An 18,483-nucleotide genomic window follows, 5' to 3' on the forward strand; every position below is an offset into this window, starting at 1 on the left:
GGGCGTGCAGCCACCGCCGTTTGGGTTGGCGAAGCCTTTGCTTGAATACGCAGGGGCGATCTAGTGCGAGGGGAAGCACCCTCTGTGCAATCGCCACGGGGCGGTCAGTCTGAAGCTGTGTTCCGCCGTGGGGGGCTGAAGATCGGTCTTGTCGTCGATCGGATGATCTGCGACTTTTGGGCGTGTTGTGAAACACCCCGTTTTGACGTGTAAGGAGACCTTAGTCGTGCACCGAATTTCGCTAGCCGCCCTAGTTCTTGTTGGATCGATCGCCTGCGGCGCCCCAGCCGGTGCCGAGGATTCCACTTCGATTTTGGAACCCGCCGAAACTTACCTGCTTCGATACAAGCTTCAAGCTGACGAACAGATTCCCTACGAAGTGACTCACATCGCCAAGACCAAGACACGGATTCGGGGTGCCGAAGAAGTTTCGAACGTCCACACCGTTAGCCAGCGTCATTGGAGCGTGACCAAGGCGACGAAGGACGAAATGACTTTCGAGCACGTCGTTGATTCGGTCGAAATGACGCAACAACAAGGCGAAGCCGAAGAACTTCGTTGGGACAGCACCACCGGTGAAAAGCCGGTTGCCGTGTTTGAAAAGGTCGCCGAACAGATCGGCGAGAAGCTGTCGACGATCTCGATCAACGCTCGCGGTCAAGAAACCAGTCGCGAAGATTTCGGTGGTACCAAAGCCACCTTGGGAATGGGTTCGTTGACACTGGCTTTGCCAGAAGAACCTGTTGCCGTCGGTGCAACTTGGTCGGTGCCTCGCGAGGTCCGGACTCGGACCGAAGAAGGCGAAGTCAAGGTGATCAAGATTCGCGAATTGTTCACCTTGGAAAAGGTCAAAACGGGCGTCGCCACCTTGTCGGTTCGTAGTGAACCATTGACACCGATCGACGACGAATCGGTGCGTGCCCAAGTGGTACAGCAGCTCAGCAATGGGCAGATTCGTTTCGATATCGATGCGGGTCGGATGCTGAGCAAGCAACTCGACTGGGACGAAACAGTGGTCGGTTTTCAAGGCGCCAATAGCCTGATGGAATACCGAGCACGCATGACAGAAAAATTGATCGACGGCATCGAACGCACCGCCAGCCGCCGCTAATCAGCCGCCGATCGATCGTTTAACCGCGTGGGCATCGCCCCGCGCGCCGATTGCAAATCACCCAGCCCGCTAGTCACGTGGCTGAACGAGGCGCAACCGATTGGTCGTTTAACCGCGTGGGCATCGCCCCGCGCGCCGATGCCGTGCTAGTGCTGCGGTTCGTTCTTGGCACGGCGTCCGGACTGGGCTGACGACTCGGTCGTGGGGGCCGTTTCGTTTTCGGTCAGCACGACGACGGCAACGATCGCGGTGATCTGGCATAGTGCAAAGATCAGTGGTGGCGTTTGCCGCAGCTCGGCCAACAGTCGCTGTACCCACTGGGGTTCCCGCGTCTGTTGCTCGGCGATCCATTCACCCAGAGTTCGCGCCACCGGCGCCCAGGTCGACGTGTGTTCCCATCCGTTGGACGTCCGTCGCCATCCTTCGGGAGACTTTGCGATCGGGCGTGATACGATCGGTGGCGTGTCCGCGCTGGACGCGACGGACGTCGTGGGCAGGATCGAGATCGCCCCTAGCGACGGGATCGGATGCGTCGGCGCGTCGTTGGACAGCAGCCACAGGAAGCTGGCGATGATGACACAACCGCAAAGGTTGCCTCTCAACCAGCGGGCTAGCCAGCGGGCGTCGTCGGGATGGATGTAGAAAGCTTTCATTGAAGGCCATCCATCGCAGATTCCGGTCCGCTGATCCACGAAACGCTTCCGGCGGATTGAAGTGCCGTGTTTTACGGTGTTTGGCGCATCGTCCCGGATTCTTAGGTGACGCCGTGTTGCATTCGGGCAACCCTGCTGCGTGGCGAGAAATCACCGATGTTGCCCAGAAGCAGCGCGGCGCTGGATAGGCCGTGGGGTCTACCTAGCCCGCACAATCGTCACTTTCGGAAACCCATCGCTGATCGGTACAGGAAGCCGTCTGGAATCCAACCAGCTTTGTTTGAATTGCGGCCTAAGTTCTTGCTAGAGCATCATTCCGATACTGGCTTGGGTCGCGCGGTTCCACTGCGACTGATCGGAGTGATGTCGCGGGTCGACGCAACGAATTGCCACCAACATCGAACAAGGTTTCCTGATATGACGACCACCACCCCAATCGCTCTGGAAGACGTCTTTCATTCGGAAGTCCTGCCGGCCTTGCCGCACAGCGCGATCGGACTCTTGCAGCTATCGCAAAACTCGGACTTTGGTCCCGCGGATTTTACCAAGCCGATCGAAGCTGACCCGGGGTTGATGGGGCAGGTCCTGAAGTTCGTCAATTCGTCGTACTTTGGGTTCAGCCGCGAAATCATGAGCGTTCAGCAAGCACTGACATTGGTCGGCACGCGTGCGATCACTAACTTTGCACTCTGGAACGCGGTGTTCAGTGTGATTCCGAACCCCAAGTTCGGCCCCTTCGATCTGAAGTCGCTGTGGCAAGATTCGCTGCGTCGCGCCTTGTTTGCACGGATGTTGGGAAGATCGTTGAAGCTACCGAACGCCGAAGATCTGTTCGCAGGTGCCCTATTGCAAGACATGGCGATTCCATTGTTGTTGAAGGAATTGCCGACTGAATACGAAGCACTGGTTAGCCGTCGCGCCCTGGAAGGTCGCCGTCTAAGCGGTTTAGAAAAAGAGATGTTCGGTTGGGATCACGCCGATGCCGCCGCCATGTTGGCTGCCCGTTGGAACCTTCCCGACGAATTCGTCACGCTGATCGCCTTGCACACGAATGTCGACAAACTGTTGGCCGCGGGCAAGGAGCATCGCGGTTCGGCCTGTGTCGCGCTGGCGTCGCTATTGCCGGCCTGTTGTGACAAAGACTGGAGCGAAAAAGATCAGTTCATCGAAGGGTTCCGCACGCTGGCCGAACAGAGCGACCAGCAGTTGGGCGAATTGTTCCTGTCGGTTGACGAGGCCACGGCCGAGTTTGCACCGCTGCTAAAGTTGCCTGTCCCCAAGCGAACGCTGACCGAGTACATGGCCGAATACATCGGCGAGTGATCAGGGACCGCGATTCAGGTGGGACCCGCGCAGCCCGATCGGCTGTGCGTCCGGTCCGTTACACCAATCCCCAGCCGCGTTTCTTTTCTTCGCGGTAGGCGTCGAATCGGTTCTGTTCAATCGCGTCGCGGGCACCCTGCATGACGCGTTGGTAGTAGGTCAGGTTATGGATCGAAACCAAGATCGGGCCCAGCATTTCACCTGCGATGAATAGATGCCGCAGGTATCCCCGGCTGTGTCGGCACGCCAAACACGGGCAGTCCTGTTCCAGCGGTTGAGTGTCTTCGCGGTGAACTGCATTCCGCAATTTCACTTTGCCAAGATCGGTGAACGCTAGCCCGTTTCGTCCGTTTCTGGTCGGCATCACACAGTCGAACAGGTCGATACCGCGAGCCACGCTTTCGATCAGGTCGATCGGTTGTCCGACGCCCATCAGATAGCGAGGCTTGTCCTCCGGCAGTGCCGGGCAAGTCGCGGCGGTGATCCGGTACATTTCGGACGGTGCTTCGCCAACGCTTAGACCACCGACGGCGTAGCCATCGAAGCCCATTGATGAAAGTTCGGTGGCGCACTGCACGCGAAGTTCCGTGTCCAAGCCGCCCTGCACGATGGCAAACTTGGCCTGGTCGTCTCGGCTGGCTGCTTCCAAGCATCGCTTGGCCCAACGGATGGATCTTGCCATGGCGTCTTCGACAACGCCTGGTTCCGCCGGTAGGGCGACGACGTGGTCCAGCACCATCGCTACGTCACTTCCCAGTGCTTCTTGGATCTCGATCGAATGTTCCGGCGTCAGGCGGACCTTCGCACCGTCGATATGGCTGCGAAAGGTGGCCGCTTCTTCGGTGACGTTGTTGATCGCGTTGAGACTGAAGATTTGAAACCCGCCGCTGTCCGTCAAAATCGGACCTTCCCAGCCGGACATGCCGTGCAGTCCGCCCAATTTGCGAACCGTTTCGTGGCCTGGGCGAAGCGCCAGGTGATAGGTGTTCCCCAGGATCATGTGGGCGCCGGTGGCGGCGACCTGATCGATGGTGACACCCTTGACCGTCCCCTGGGTCCCGACGGGCATGAAGCCAGGCGTCTGGACGGGGCCATGGGGTGTTAAAAAAACACCGCGGCGCGCCGAAGTGGTCGCGTCGCGGTGCGAAAGTTCAAATGCAAACTGGCTCATGAAAATTGCTGGGGATCAGTCCCCACGCATCTTCAAACCGAGGTCCGTCAATTTCTCGCGGACCTCGTTCAGGCTGGTCACGCCGAAGTTCTTGCACTCCAGCATGTCGTCGCCTGTCTTTCGGATCAGTTCGCCGATCGAATTGAGTTGCAGTCGAGCCATGCACTTGCGAGCACGTACCGACAGGTTCAGATCCGAAATTGGACGATCCAGCAGAGCCTGTTCGTCGGGCGACATGTGGCTGGTGTCGACCGGTGGGTCGTTGTTCTTCTTTTCGTGAGCAAACTGACCCAGGCTTAGGCCCTTGCTGGTCAGCATTTCACGAATTTCGAACAAGCTGGTTTCGCCAAAGTTCTTGCTGCTAAGCAGTTCGGCTTCGCTGGTCCGTGTCAGGTCACCGATCGTTTCGATGCCCATCTTTTGCAGGCAGTTACGGCTACGAACACTCAGTTCGAAGTTCGTCACCGGCATGTTCAGGATCTGAGCCAAGCGATCGTTGCGACGTTGGGCTTCTTCGTCATAAAGCATGTTGCCGGTCGCGGCCGCATCCTTCATGTACAACTGGGCCTGCGGGTGATCTGGATAGCAATCCAGGATCCGCTTGTAGCACAGTTGGGCCTTGTCGAACTTGTTGTTGTCTTCGTAAATCAGACCCAAGTTGATCAGGGCGCCGACACCGGTTGGGAACGTCTTGGCGGCTCGTTCGTACAGGGCCAGGCTTTCCTGGTCGTTGCCCATGCGATCGTTTTCGAGTGCCAAGCCGAACAGAGCACCAGCGTGGTTTTCGTCGGTGTTGACGGCTCGTTGATAAAGCGCCAATGCCTCTTCTTTGCGTCCACCGACGGCGGCAACCGTCGCGGCACGTTGGTACATGTAATCAGCCGTCTGCTCTGCAGGGCCGAAGATGTTGTCCAAGATCGCCATCGCTTCTTCGATGCGACCGGCATAGCGGTGGCATTCGGCGATGCCGATCTGGCATTGGTCGTTGTTGTAGCCCGAAGTCAAAGCTTTCTGATACGCGGCGATCGCGTCTTCGTACTGGCCCAATTCGAACTGGCTGCGAGCCTGATAAAACAGCGCCATCGCACCGCCATCGGCAGCCTGCAGCGTATTCAGGGATTCACGGAATTTACCCAGCAGAAATTCGCATACGCCCTTCTTGGTCGTCCCGGCAGGACTCAGCGTATCGTCGTCGTCCATCTCGTTGACGGCGTCGCGCAATTCGCCAAAGTGGCCGTAGTTTTCCGAAATCGCGGTTCGGATCTTTCCCACGTCGGCGGGGCCGAACGAGTTGTTGGAAAGGATCGTTTCCTTCAGGTCGAGGACGTCCAGCTCGGTTTCACTCATCGACACAGGTCTCCTGCCCTCCGCGGGGGGCTTCAAAAGCATGTGATACGGGAGCAAGAAACATCGGTGCGGTACCAACGAATCCTGCCGCGAATAAGTCCGCAAATCGCTCGGTAGAACCGAGCATTCTGTGATCAAACCGCTATTTTTTCCGTGCACTTCATCCAAAGGCTGCTGGACCGGTCTTCGGGCCGGTCAAACAGAAAAGCCAGCGGTGGGATTTGAACCCACAACCTCCGCATTACGAATGCGATGCTCTGCCAATTGAAGCTACGCTGGCCTAAGTGATCCAAACGACGGTGTCCTGGCCCAACAGCCACTGGACTCAATCGATCGTGCACGTAGGTGATGAAGTGTACGAAAATAGGCGTTTTCGCGGGATCGGGCATGCTTGAATCGATTCAAAAAGCTACCCGCGTGCCAAACGTCTTCGCCAAAGAAGAAAAATACGGTATTTCACTAAATATCGTCAAGAGGCGGTCACCCGGCCGGCACTAAAAAGGCTGTAAGAAGACTGGCTGGCCGGGTGTTATCAATTGCATTCCTTGCGTTGCCCTACTTCTGGACGCCGGAGACCACCCGAACGGCCTGGATCAGGACGGGTTCGACGGGAACATTCTCCATCAAGCCGCCCTTGGGCGCGGGAACCGTGCGAGTCGGCTTGGCTTCGATTTTATCGACCACATCCTTGCCTTCGATCACTTTTCCGAACACGGCGTACCCGAAACCATCCGACCGAGGGTCGGCGCGGTTCAAGAAGCTGTTTTTTGTGCCCGAATTGATGAAAAACTGGCTGGTGGCACTGTGGGGGTCGCCGGTCCGAGCCATCGCGATGGTGTATTCGTCATTTCGCAGTCCATTGGACGCTTCGTTGCGAATCGGTGGCAGGGTTTCCTTTTCGCTCAAGGTTGCGTCCATTCCACCGCCTTGGATCATGAAATCGGGCATGACGCGGTGGAAAACGGTGCCAGGGTAATGGTCCTTTTCGATATAGGCCAGAAAGTTAGCAACCGTCTTGGGAGCCTTGGCTTGGTCCAGTTCGAGGACGATTTTGCCTTCGGTGGTCTCCATTTCGACCACGATAGCCTTGTCAGCGGCCAACACGGTGGACGCAAAGACGCCGGTCATCAACGCGAAAGCGGCGGCAAACATCGAGATTCGTTTCTGCATTCCTGAGGAACTCCTGAGTTCAGAAAATCGTTGGCGACGGTGCGACGTCCCGCAGGACGGGGAACGGCGACGGTCGACAAAGGTGGGACTTTGGGTGGGACTGGCAATGCCATCATTCGCCGGCGCCGCCACAGGGCGTTCCCTGTAGACAATCCGCCCGCGGACTCATTGTCACGTTTTGTTCGTACAAGGCAACCTTTGCGAGGGCAACATGGATCTTGAATCCCTGCGATTCGCCGATCACACGATGGTGCATTGTAAATTAGCAAGCCGAGGCAAACCGATGAAATACAGTACCTTGGCCGCGGTGGCAACGCGATTCACGTCGAATCTTTGTTTTGAGTGCATTTCGCGGTTGGCGATTTTCGGGGCAACCAGGAAGGCCAGTCTTTGGGGCCGCTTCGTCCCACGTACGTTTCGCCGCGCGCCACGCGGGTACGTTTCCCACACGTCTGAACAAACCAGCACGCAAGTCGTTTAACCGCGTGCCCATCGGGCCGCGCGTTTTCGGTCCGGTGCGCGCGGGGCGTTGCCCACGCGGTTAAACGATAGGGCCGCTGGCATGATGAGAACCTCGCGCAATGCATCGTTCATGTTCGTTTCACCGCGTGCCGATCGGGCCACGCGTTTTGGGTCCGGTGCGCGCGGGGCGTTGCCCACGCGGTTAAACGATAGGGCGGCTGGCATGATGAGAACCTCGCGCAATGCATCGTTCACGTTCGTTTAACCGCGTGCCCACCGGGCCTCGCGTTTTACGTCTGGTGCGCGCGGGGCGTTGCCCACGCGGTTAAACGATAGGGCCGCTGGCATGACGAGAACCTCGCGCAATGCATCGTTCACCTTCGTTTAACCGCGTGCCCACCGGGCCGCGCGTTTTCGGTCGGGTGCGCGCGGGGCGTTGCCCACGCGGTTAAACGATAGGGCGGCTGGCATGATGAGAACCTCGCGCAATGCATCGTTCACATTCGTTTAACCGCGTGCCCATCGGGCCGCGCGTATTCGGTCCGGTGCGCGCGGGGCGTTGCCCACGCGGTTAAACGATGGGGCCGCTGGCATGCCGGGAACCTCGCGCAATGCATCGTTCACATTCGTTTAACCGCGTGCCCATCGGGCCGCGCGTTTGGTCCGGTGCGCGCGGGGCGTTGCCCACGCGGTTAAACGATAGGGCCGCTGGCATGCCGGGAACCTCGCGCAATGCATCGTTCACATTCGTTTAACCGCGTGCCCATCGGGCCGCGCGTTTTCGGTCGGGTGCGCGCGGGGCGTTGCCCACGCGGTTAAACGATTGGGCCGCTGGCATGATGAGAACCTCGCGCAATGCATCGTTCACGTTCGTTTAACCGCGTGCCCACCGGGCCGCGCGTTTTAGGTCGGGTGCGCGCGGGGCGTTGCCCACGCGGTCAAACGATAGGGCCGCTGGCATGCGAGAACCTCGCGCAGTGCATCGTTCACGTTCGTTTAACCGCGTGCCCATCGGGCCGCGCGTTTTCAGTCTGGTGCGCGCGGGGCGTTGCCCACGCGGTTAAACGATTGGGCGGCTGGCGTGATGAGAACCTCTCGCAATGCATCGTTCACGTTCGTTTAACCGCGTGCCCATCGGGCCGCGCGTTTTCGGTCGGGTGCGCGCGGGGCGTTGCCCACGCGGTTAAACGATGGGGCGGCTGGCATGACGGGGACTTGTGCAGCGTATGGTTCGCGTTGGTTTTGCCGCGTGGACGTCGGGCCGCGCGTTCGGTCCGGTGCGCGCGGGGCGTTGCCCACGCGGTTAAACGATTGGGCGGCTGGGATGCCGGGAACTCGCGCAGTGCATCGTTCACGTTCGTTTAACCGCGTGCCCATCGGGCCGCGCGTTTGGTCTGGTTCGCGCGGGGCGTTGCCCACGCGGTTAAACGATGGGGCGGCTGGCATGACGGGAACCTCGCGCAGTGCATCGTTCACGTTCGTTTAACCGCGTGCCCATCGGGCCGCGCGTTTTCAGTCTGGTGCGCGCGGGGCGTTGCCCACGCGGTTAAACGATTGGGCCGCTGGCGTGATGGGGACTTGTGCAGCGTATGGTTCGCGTTGGTTTTGCCGCGTGGACGTCGGGCCGCGCGTTTTTGGTCCGGTGCGCGCGGGGCGTTGCCCACGCGGTTAAACGATTGGGCGGCTGGGATGCCGGGAACTTGTGCAGCGTGTGGTTCGCGTTCGTTTCGCGGCGTGCCCATCGGGCCGCGCGTTTGGTCTGGTGCGCGCGGGCGTTGCCCACGCGGTTAAACGATAGGGCCGCTGGCATGACGAGAACCTCGCGCAATGCATCGTTCACGTTCGTTTAACCGCGTGCCCATCGGGCCGCGCGTTTTTGGTCCGGTGCGCGCGGGGCGTTGCCCACGCGGTTAAACGATGGGGCGGCTGGCATGACGGGGACTTGTGCAGCGTATGGTTCACCTTCGTTTAACTGCGTGCCCATCGGGCCGCGCGTTTTCGGTCCGGTGCGCGCGGGGCGTTGCCCACGCGGTTAAACGATGGGGCCGCTGGCATGACGGGAGCTTGTGCAGCGTATGGTTCACGTTCGTTTAACCGCGTGCCCATCGGGCCGCGCGTTTTCGGTCGGGTGCGCGCGGGGCGTTGCCCGTGCGGTTAAACGATGGGGCGGCTGGCATGACGGGGACTTGTGCTTCGCATCGTTCGCGTTCGTTTCGCCGCCTGGCCGTCGGGCTGCTGTGGTTTAGGCGACTAGTGAGTTTGCGACACGGGTCACCAGGGACGGGCAGGTTGCAGCCAAACTTGCGAAAAGACGACGTCCAATTTTATGGTGCAGTGAGGTCGTGATCACCTTGCACATTTGGCGACGCCGATTCAGCAGCCGATTCAAATTGGCGTTCCATTGGGGACCCAGCGTTGTCGGATCAGCGGTCGATGCAATCAAGTTGGCCGCCTCGATCCCGCTGGCCAAAGCCCAACTCATCCCCTCGCCCGTGAAGGGTTCGACATAACCAGCCGCGTCTCCAATCGCGATGATTCGACCATTGCCGGAAACGCGTGTTCGTCGCATCGGTGGCGTGGTAACGACGCTATGGACCTGGTCCCAGTTGGTCACATCAAACGCACTTCGCTGAACCAGTTGTTGCATTCTTTGAACGGGATCGCCAAGCGTTTGTGATTGGTTGCCCGACCGCAGTGCGGCTGCGACGTCGACTCGTCGTTCATCAAGACGAACCAGTCCGACGTATCCGTCGTCGCCACAAGCCATGTAGATCGCACCGCTTTCGATCGAGTCGGTCGCAATCGTGCAGGAGACACCGAAAGGGCCATGAGGGGCTTCGATCCACGGCAAAATATCATTGAATCCACCCGACGAAAGTCCGGACGCAATCACGGCAATGTCGAAACGTGATGATGTGATCGAACTCTGATGTTTCAGCTGGACATCCACACCGCGATCATCTTGGCCAAGGATGCGGCCGCTCGTGTTCATGGATACTTCGACGCCCAGTTCAACCGCTCTTTCGATCAGCACCGGATCAAGACTTTCTCGCGAAATCGCGAGCCCCTGCGGGATTTTGGCTTCGACCAGATGCGAGTCAAACGAAGCGATCCAGCGATCGGTCGCCAACCCGAGGTCGACGACCGTTTGTCGGATCGCCAACGTTTCCAGACTGTGCAAACCTTTCGCGTTGAGGCAGCATCCGCACGCTTTGGATCGCGGGAATTGTTTCCGTTCGGCAAGCGTGACGTGGCAACCAAGTCGTGCCAGCATGATCGCGTTGCTGGCGCCCGCTGGCCCACCGCCGATCACAAGAACCTTGCGAGGTTGATCGGAAATCATGGTGACCTTCGGTGCTGGTTGTTGGTTGGGGCAAAATCGGGGGCCCACAGTTTGAAATAAAATCGCCCGGGAAAGATGCGCCGTGCCTGGATGGTTCCTCCCACCGCTTCTTCGGCCAGCGTCTTGGCTTCGGACAATGTGTAGGCACCTTCGACGCTCAGCCGAGCATCGTGGTGGACCACTTTGGATCGAGTCAGCACACGCGAAGCAGCCGAAATCAGCTCTCGGTTCAACTTGGACCTTTCCAGATCGCAAACCATCGACGCAACTCGCGCGGCGGAATGCATGGATTTCAGCAAATGGATCGTGTCGTGCGGATCCAGGTGATGCAGAAAGAGTGAGTTGGTGATGACATCGAAACCGGTGGGCAGTGGTTCGCGAATGCAGTCCTGTTGGATCGCCGAAATCTTGACACCCGCCAACGCTGCTCTTTGGAATTGTTTCTCGATTGCGAAATGACTGATTTCGACGGTGGTCACTTCGATGTCGATCCCGCATCGATTTCCCATCTGGCTCCATGCAATGGGCAGGTCGGCGGAGCCCGATGCGACGTCCAGTACGCGCAGTTTGCCAGAGGTGTGCTGGGAGGCAATCTTTTTCAGATGACGAAACAGAATCGGTGCGATGAAAGAAACTTTGTTTAGCCTGGCCAGGCCCGAGAGCGCGTGCACATGCAGCTCCTCGGGCAGATCTTCCTGATCCATGATTTCCGGTTGCCGGTTACGTTCCAAGATGGGGCCTTTGTCGCTGGCTGGTGGGTAGGTGTGATCATTGGCGTCCTAAAGAGCGTCCCTAAACAGGGTCATCGTGCGGCAATGCCGATTCGATCGCCGAGCCAAGTTCATCGCAGCATAGCGTACTTGTCCAGGCTTTCGGCTTCGCAACAGCCGCCGCGCCCGAAAGAGAGTGCCCCGTGACGACATGTTTTCATGCAGTCGGGCGGCGAATGCGGCCGCCGTCCCGACGCCGTCATCGGCTCACGCCCACCAGCGGAGCGTTGGCAAGAAAGATGGGGCCGCTGTGCCCAGGACGAAAGAGATCGGATGCCGGTGCGGATCGGTCGTCCGATCAGGCCATGATCGATTGGATCGGTTGACCTTCGCTGCGTTTGATCGGTCGGCCGATCGGTGTGTCCAGTTCTTCGTCGTAGGGTATGTCCAGTGCGGACAGGATCGTAGCGTGCAAATCGGCGACGGTGACCGCATCGGAAACATCCCCCAGCGGTTTCGCTGGATCCAGTTTGGGATCCGGCGATGTCGCGCCGTGCACGTGTCCGCGACGGATTCCACAGCCGGCAAGCAGCGTCGAAAACCCGTGTGGCCAGTGGTCGCGTCCTTCGGCCGGATTGTGAGTCGGTGTGCGTCCAAATTCGCCGCCACAGACGACCAGGGTGGAATCCAGCAGGTCGCGGTCCTTCAATCGTTGCAGCAACGATGCCAGGGCAGGATCCAGTTTTTGGCACGCAGCGGATTGCAGAGTGTGGTTGGTGATGTGCGAATCCCAACCGCTTAGAGTGACCTCGACACAGCGGGCGCCGACTTCGATCAACCGCGTGGCCGCCAAGCAACCGCGTCCAAACGGGGTGTCGCCAAACGCTTCGCGAACTTCGCGTGGTTCGTCGGAAACGTCAAAGGCACCCAGTTGATCGCTGGACATCATCCGCAGGGCTGAATCGGTGGCCGTTGTGTGCAAAGTCCGCGCGGATTCTAGTTTCGCCAATCGACCACGACGAAACTCATTTTCGACAACGTTGTACAGATCGTCGATGCGCCGATCAAAACGGTCCTGGTCGACACGCCGTGTGATGTCGGGAACGGGGCCGGCGGGGTCGTTGATTTTGAAAGCGTCGTAGGCGGCGCCCAGGTACCCGCCGCGTGACGGGGATTGTCCCGGCAAGATCGAGATGTGTCGCGGAATGTCGGCGCCCGATTCGCTGGCGTGACACAGGACCGAACCGATTGCGGGGTGTCGCAGCGTCGGATCCAACCGGTACCCGGTCTTGATGTTATAGACGGCTCGCGCATGGTCTCCTTCTTTGCTAACCACGCTTCGGACCAACGACGTCAGGTGCATCTGCTGGGCTGTTTGGGGCAGCAGATCGGAAATCTGGATACCTGGGATGGTGGTGTCGATCGCCTTGACGTCCCCGCCGATCTTGGTGCCCACATGGGGATCGAAGGTTTCCAGTTGGCTGGGCGCGCCCTCGCACCAAATCAAGATCACGTTCCGCGGCTTGGCCGGATCGGTGACGCCCCGCTCGTCGGCCATCGCTAACGTTCGGGCGATCGATGACATCATCAACGCCCCGCCACCGGCGCCCAATAGAGTTCGCCGCGACAGATGAGCCGATGCATCACAGAGTTCGATAGGCGATGGGCTGTGCATGGCAGGTGTCTCGTAGAGAAGATGGATCAAAATCGGTAGCGAAACTCGCCAAACGTCACTAGTGATTCCAGGCTAATTCACTGCTGTTCAGAAGCACCCACATCAGGTCTTCGATTGTTTTGCGACGAAACTTCGCGTCGGATATTTGGCCGACAAAATGGTCATGTTCAACCTTGGTCGGATAGCGGTTCAACGCACAAAGATAGATCGTGTCGACGATAGCGCTGTCGTCTTCGGCAAACATGCGTGCGTGCGACGACGCGTTCAGCACAGGGTTGTCCTCGGTCAGTTCACGCAACATCTTGCCGTTCATCATCAGCAGTCGCTGAGTGATGGTGACACTGTCGGTGGTAAATTCATCTTCGCCGATGTCACCGTATCGTTTGACGAAATCATTGTTCGTGGTCAACGTGATCAGTTGCAGCAACAACGCCGAATCACGGTCCGTGCGTTTGATCCGCGACGCTTGAATGATCGCTCCGGCGACCTGTTCGGGACGCAGGCGTACCAGCGGAAACACTGCGCCGGCACGTTCCATCGCTTCGCTGATTTCAATCCCGTCAATCCGGCTGTCGGCGCGAAACGCAGCCGACTTTGCGATCAATCGAATCAACCGACGCAGATTGAATTGGTGGTCAATGAAATCGGTCGCCAACTGCTGGGCCAGCGGTGAACTGGCTTCATCGAGTGGCAGGTTGTCGACGGCTTCCCCAGCCGGACGACCATACATCAGCGCCCAGACGTGACTGACGGCGGCGCGAGCGGCTTGGTGGTTTTCGGGATGCGTGATCCAGGCTGCCAATCGGACGCGAGCGTCGCCGTCGGCGGGCAACAGTTCCGGCGAATAGGGAACGCTCGGTTCGACGTCGGTTTCGTCGTCATCGTGCAGATATTGATACTGGTAATCCGGCTGGCCACTGCGAACGCCCTGCAGCCCGTTGCTCTTCGCACTGGTATAGAACGCCGCCAATTGATGGAAGTCGGTTTGAAGTCCTTCACGCGGCGATTCGACGTCGCCCAAGTTGACGTTGCCAAGAAAGTCATCGTGGCACTGAAGACAGTCGATTCGCAGTCCCAAAAACGCACGCGACGTCCGAGCGGCTAACCGAATCGGATCGGGTGAATTGTCGTTGCTGTCGTAAGTCGAGGTCAGGAAATTGACTTCGGGTTTGTCGGTCCAGAGCCCTTCGGCCGTGATCAGTTGGCGGACAAGTTGGTCATAGCGAACGTTGCCGGCGAACTGTTCGCTAAGCCAGATTCGAAATCGACGACGTCGATAGACGACAAACTGACCCTCGTCCGTACCGACCAGGAACCTTGTCCAGCGTTCGGACCAATAGTGGTGGAATCGTGGATCGACTAGCAGCCGTTCCAGGTGAGCGTCGGCGCGTGCATGTTCGGGCAGTCGCTCGAGCTCTCGAATCTCTTCCAGCGACATCCCGCTGCCGACCATCGCCAGCGAAATCCGTCGACAGACCGTCATCCAGTTAGCAGGATCGGCCGGTTGATATCCTGATTCGGCCAGCGAGTCTCGCCACGTCGAATCCAGATTGGCGACAGTGTGGACCAGGTTTCCCGGCTTTTCCTCGTAGCCTGCCTTGTCCACGTCGCCCGCGGGATTTTGGTCCGGCGAGGCTATGGGCGATGGCGGCTGCAGGGCGTCGGTGGCAGGTTCGGCTGCCAACGAATCGTTGGTGACCGCGACTGCGTGTGCCGCCGCTTGGGGTGTCCCCGGTTCCGATAGTCCAGCCGCCATGTAACCGAAAACTAGCAACATCAGCAGCCCGAACCAGCCCCATCGAGCCGCCATCAGCAGAAAGGTTTTGGAGCGTGACATCGACACGGCAATCGAAAGAGGAGATTCGGGGCGTATGGAATGATTCGCCCTGACTCTCTCTATCTTGGCAGATGCGCCAAAGAAAAACGCGAAAATTCGCCGCCGAACCCGGCTGATCCAACAGAACGATACAAACGAAAAAACGCCAACCGATGGGACATCCGAATCCCAGGCTGGCGCGTATCAAAGATGTCTGAGGCATCGATCTCGTTGCGGACGTCCTAAACTTGGTCGGGCGTCCTTCACCGACGCAGGGAATTCTGGCAAATCCCACTGCGTCCCTCATGCGATCGAAGCTCCCCTACCCTGCGGCGATCAGTCGGTTCGCTCGGTGACTTCTAGCAGGTGGTAACCGAAGTCGGTTTTGACGGGGCCTTGGACTTCGCCCACTTCACCGCCAAAGACGGCGGCGTCGAATTCAGGCACCATTTGGCCAGGGCCGAACGAACCCAGTGCGCCGCCTTGGGCACCCGATGGGCAGGATGAGTGGGAAGCCGCCAGAGCAGCAAAGTCGGCTCCTTCGGCAATCTGTTTCTTCAGGTCCAAACATTCTTGCTCGGACGAAACCAGGATGTGACGGGCGCTTGCTTTGGGCATCGAATAGTCCTCGGGTAGCCGGCTCCGAAACCAATCGACGGAGGCCAGGGAAACAAAACTAGAATTCCGCGAGCAAGCCCGCGGATTGGGAAAGGAAACGTCCGCGACCGTAGCCGCAGATCGATGTTTACTTGGACAGGTTCCGCAGGACCGTCGGCAGGATCCCACCGTTTCGGTAGTACTGCATTTCGACGGGCGTATCGATTCGCACGACACATGGGAAGGTCTTGGCATTGCCATCGGCATCCGTAGCGGTGACGGTGATCGTCGAACGCGGTTGCAGGTCGTTGGACAGTTCAGGAATGTCGATCGTTTCTTCGCCGGTCAGCCCCAGTGATTGCCAGGTTGCGCCGTCGGCGAATTCTAGCGGCAGCACGCCCATGCCCACCAAGTTGCTGCGGTGGATCCGTTCGTAGCTGGCGGTGATCACTGCTTTGACGCCCAACAGCATCGTGCCCTTGGCGGCCCAGTCGCGGCTGCTGCCGGTGCCGTATTCGGCACCCGCCAACACAACCAACGGTGTTCCCGCGGCTTGGTACTTCATCGACGCATCGTAAATGCTCATCACGTCGTTGGTGGGCAGATAGCGAGTGACGCCGCCTTCGGTCCCGGGGGCCAGTTGGTTGCGGATACGAATGTTGGCGAAGGTTCCGCGTACCATGACGCGGTCGTTCCCGCGGCGGGAACCAAAACTGTTGAAGTCGCGGATGTCGACGGACTTGTCACGCAGGTAGGCCCCAGCAGGACCATCCGAAGCGATCGCTCCGGCCGGTGAAATGTGGTCGGTCGTGACCGAATCATTCAACAGAGCCAATACGCGAGCACCGTGGATCGGTGTGATGTCCGGAACGTCTTGTCCGGTCACGGCATCCAAGAACGGTGGGTGCTGGATGTACGTGCTCTCGTCGCTCCACGGATAGATCGCCCCGGTCGCCACTTCGATGGCATTCCACAGGTCGTTGCCTTTGACGGCTTCCCCGTATTCTTTGGTGAACATTTCGGGCTGAATCGAACTGGCGATCGTTTCGCGAATTTCGTCCGCGCTGGGCCAGATGTCTTTCAGGAACACGTCTTTCCCGTCATCCCCCTTGCCGATCGGTTCGGTCGCCAAGTCGATGTCGGTGGTGCCGGCGAGGGCGTAGGCGACGACCAGCGGTGGGCTGGCCAAGTAGTTGGCCTTGGTCAGCGGATTGACTCGGCCTTCGAAGTTGCGGTTGCCCGACAACACGGCCGACGCAACCAAATCGCTGGTCTTGATCGCGTTGGCGACCGGTGCCGGCAATGGTCCGCTGTTTCCGATGCAGGTCGTGCATCCGTAGCCGACGGTTTGGAAACCTAGTGTGTTCAACGATTCGGACAGACCGGCTTTGTTCAGATAGTCGGTGACGACGCGTGATCCCGGCGCCAGCGACGTCTTGACGTGCGATGGTACTTTTAGACCCTTTTCGACAGCCTTTTTGGCCAACAGACCAGCCCCGATCATCACCGATGGGTTCGACGTGTTGGTGCAGGAAGTGATCGCGGCGATGACCACCGCACCGTGCGTGATTTGGCTGCTGTGTCCGTTGTCGATGACTTCGGCGACTTTGCCCAGTTCGTTTTTGTCGAGTCCGAATCCGACTTTGCCGATCGGAGCGGTCAACGAATCATTGAACGACTTCTTCATTTCGGTCAGCGGGATGCGGTCCTGCGGTCGTTTGGGACCGGCCATGCACGGAACCACGGTACCCAAATCCATCGACAAGGTTTTGGTGTAATTCAGTTTGGGACCGTCGTCGGTCCGGAACAGGCCCTGTTCCTTGCAATAATTTTCCACCAATTGGACGTTGGCTTCAGTGCGTCCGGTTTGACGCAAGTAGTCCAATGTCACGTTGTCGACCGGGAAGAAACCCATCGTCGCACCGTATTCCGGCGCCATGTTGGCGATCGTGGCTCGGTCGGCCACGCTCATCTTGTTCATGCCGGGGCCAAAGAACTCGACGAATTTGCCGACCACGCCCTCATCACGCAAAACTTGGACGACCTGCAGGACCATGTCGGTCGCGGTGGCGCCAGCGGGCAATGCACCGGTCAGTTCGAAACCGATCACTTCGGGCATCAACATGTACAAGGGTTGACCCAGCATGTTGGCTTCCGCTTCGATGCCGCCGACGCCCCATCCCAGCACGCCCAGACCATTGATCATCGTGGTGTGGCTGTCGGTTCCAACTAGCGTATCGGGAAGCGCGACAGGACCGTCTGCGGTTTCTTGGATGGCGACGACGCGAGCCAAGTATTCCAAGTTGACTTGGTGAACGATGCCGACGTTCGGCGGCACGACCGAAAAGTTATCGAACGCTTGTTGGCCCCAACGCAGGAATTCGTAACGTTCGCGGTTGCGATCGAATTCGATCGCGACGTTTTCTGCCAATGACGAGGCGGTGCCGAAGTTGTCCACTTGGACGCTGTGGTCAATGACCAGGTCGACGGGGATCAACGGGTTGATTTTCTCGGGATCGCCACCGATTCGCTCCATCGCGCTGCGCATCGCTGCCAAGTCGACGACGGCCGGTACGCCGGTAAAGTCCTGCAGAACGACGCGGTAGGGTTTGAACGGCACTTCCTGCTTCGCGGGGGCAGCGGCGTTCCAGGCGGCCAGATTTTTGACGTCGTCTTCGGTCACCGAAAACCCGTCGCAATTGCGAAGCACGGCTTCCAGCAGAACTCGGATCGAAAACGGCAGCTTGCTGATCTCGCCCAAACCGGCTTCTTCCAGTTTGCTGAGCCGATAGATCGTCGCAGTCCCGTTGCCTGTATCGAACGAATCGCGAACTCCAAATGGGTCAAACGTCACGGTGTTATTCTCTTACGAATGAATGGATTCGAATGGTCTGGCGCGGAAGGCGAGGCCAGTGGCGGGTGATCGCGAAAGAGCGGGAAATGCCGCATAAATCGCAGCGACAGTCTAACAATTCGTGACCGGGCTGTCTGCCGGCATGCCGCCACGATCGGACAAGGGCGGCAAGATTCGCTGTTCTGGCCAGCGGAAACGCACTAATCCGCCGATGTCAAGATGGCGAAACTTTGCCGGTCCTTTCGGTTCTT

12 protein-coding genes and 1 tRNA gene are annotated in these 18,483 nt (G+C 58.9%); 2 read left to right on the top strand and 11 right to left on the bottom strand.

What is annotated here, in order from left to right; genetic code table 11:
- Positions 1-226: 226 nt before the first annotated feature.
- Positions 227-1,111, top strand: coding sequence for a hypothetical protein (locus tag K227x_RS08565; RefSeq protein ID WP_246146677.1), 885 nt, complete (start codon positions 227-229; stop codon positions 1,109-1,111).
- A gap of 146 nt (positions 1,112-1,257) precedes the next feature.
- Here the strand turns inward: K227x_RS08565 and K227x_RS08570 are convergent, their stop codons facing one another.
- Positions 1,258-1,764, bottom strand: a complete 507-nt coding sequence (locus K227x_RS08570; RefSeq protein ID WP_145169129.1) for a hypothetical protein — start codon at positions 1,762-1,764, stop codon at positions 1,258-1,260.
- Positions 1,765-2,181: 417 nt separating this feature from the next.
- Here K227x_RS08570 and K227x_RS08575 point away from each other — a divergent pair, with 417 nt between their 5' ends.
- Entirely contained in the window at positions 2,182-3,087 is a 906-nt protein-coding gene (locus K227x_RS08575; protein ID WP_145169130.1) for an HDOD domain-containing protein, read from the top strand.
- A gap of 58 nt (positions 3,088-3,145) precedes the next feature.
- Here K227x_RS08575 and tgt read toward each other — a convergent pair whose 3' ends face one another.
- The 10 genes from tgt to acnA form a co-directional block, all read right to left on the bottom strand.
- Positions 3,146-4,258: a tRNA guanosine(34) transglycosylase Tgt gene (tgt, locus tag K227x_RS08580; protein WP_145169131.1), complete on the bottom strand. Its 1,113-nt coding sequence runs from the start codon at positions 4,256-4,258 to the stop codon at positions 3,146-3,148.
- 15 nt (positions 4,259-4,273) lie between these two features.
- Positions 4,274-5,605 carry a tetratricopeptide repeat protein gene (locus tag K227x_RS08585; RefSeq protein WP_145169132.1) on the bottom strand — a complete coding sequence of 444 codons (1,332 nt, stop codon included), beginning with the start codon at positions 5,603-5,605 and terminating at the stop codon, positions 4,274-4,276.
- Positions 5,606-5,811: 206 nt separating this feature from the next.
- A tRNA-Thr gene (locus K227x_RS08590) sits at positions 5,812-5,885 on the bottom strand.
- A 275-nt stretch (positions 5,886-6,160) separates the two neighbouring features.
- Positions 6,161-6,775: a peptidylprolyl isomerase gene (locus tag K227x_RS08595; protein WP_145169133.1), complete on the bottom strand. Its 615-nt coding sequence runs from the start codon at positions 6,773-6,775 to the stop codon at positions 6,161-6,163.
- Positions 6,776-9,479: 2,704 nt separating this feature from the next.
- Positions 9,480-10,580 carry an NAD(P)/FAD-dependent oxidoreductase gene (locus K227x_RS08600; RefSeq protein WP_145169134.1) on the bottom strand — a complete coding sequence of 367 codons (1,101 nt, stop codon included), beginning with the start codon at positions 10,578-10,580 and terminating at the stop codon, positions 9,480-9,482.
- The gene (locus tag K227x_RS08605) at positions 10,577-11,311 is read right to left on the bottom strand and encodes a methyltransferase domain-containing protein (protein ID WP_145169135.1); all 735 of its coding nucleotides are present in this window, start codon (positions 11,309-11,311) and stop codon (positions 10,577-10,579) included. Before K227x_RS08605 ends, K227x_RS08600 begins: the two co-directional genes overlap by 4 nt.
- Positions 11,312-11,648: 337 nt before the next feature.
- Entirely contained in the window at positions 11,649-12,965 is a 1,317-nt protein-coding gene (locus tag K227x_RS08610) for a DUF1501 domain-containing protein (protein ID WP_145169136.1), read from the bottom strand.
- 58 nt (positions 12,966-13,023) lie between these two features.
- Positions 13,024-14,802 carry a DUF1549 domain-containing protein gene (locus K227x_RS08615; protein WP_145169137.1) on the bottom strand — a complete coding sequence of 593 codons (1,779 nt, stop codon included), beginning with the start codon at positions 14,800-14,802 and terminating at the stop codon, positions 13,024-13,026.
- A 315-nt stretch (positions 14,803-15,117) separates the two neighbouring features.
- A complete protein-coding gene (locus tag K227x_RS31375; RefSeq protein WP_315854346.1) occupies positions 15,118-15,645 on the bottom strand; it encodes a peptidylprolyl isomerase in 528 nt (175 codons plus the stop codon).
- A complete protein-coding gene (acnA, locus tag K227x_RS08625; RefSeq protein ID WP_145169139.1) occupies positions 15,527-18,232 on the bottom strand; it encodes an aconitate hydratase AcnA in 2,706 nt (901 codons plus the stop codon). Before acnA ends, K227x_RS31375 begins: the two co-directional genes overlap by 119 nt.
- Positions 18,233-18,483: the final 251 nt, after the last annotated feature.

The sequence above is a fragment of the Rubripirellula lacrimiformis genome (assembly GCF_007741535.1).
Taxonomy (GTDB): Bacteria; Planctomycetota; Planctomycetia; order Pirellulales; family Pirellulaceae; genus Rubripirellula; species Rubripirellula lacrimiformis.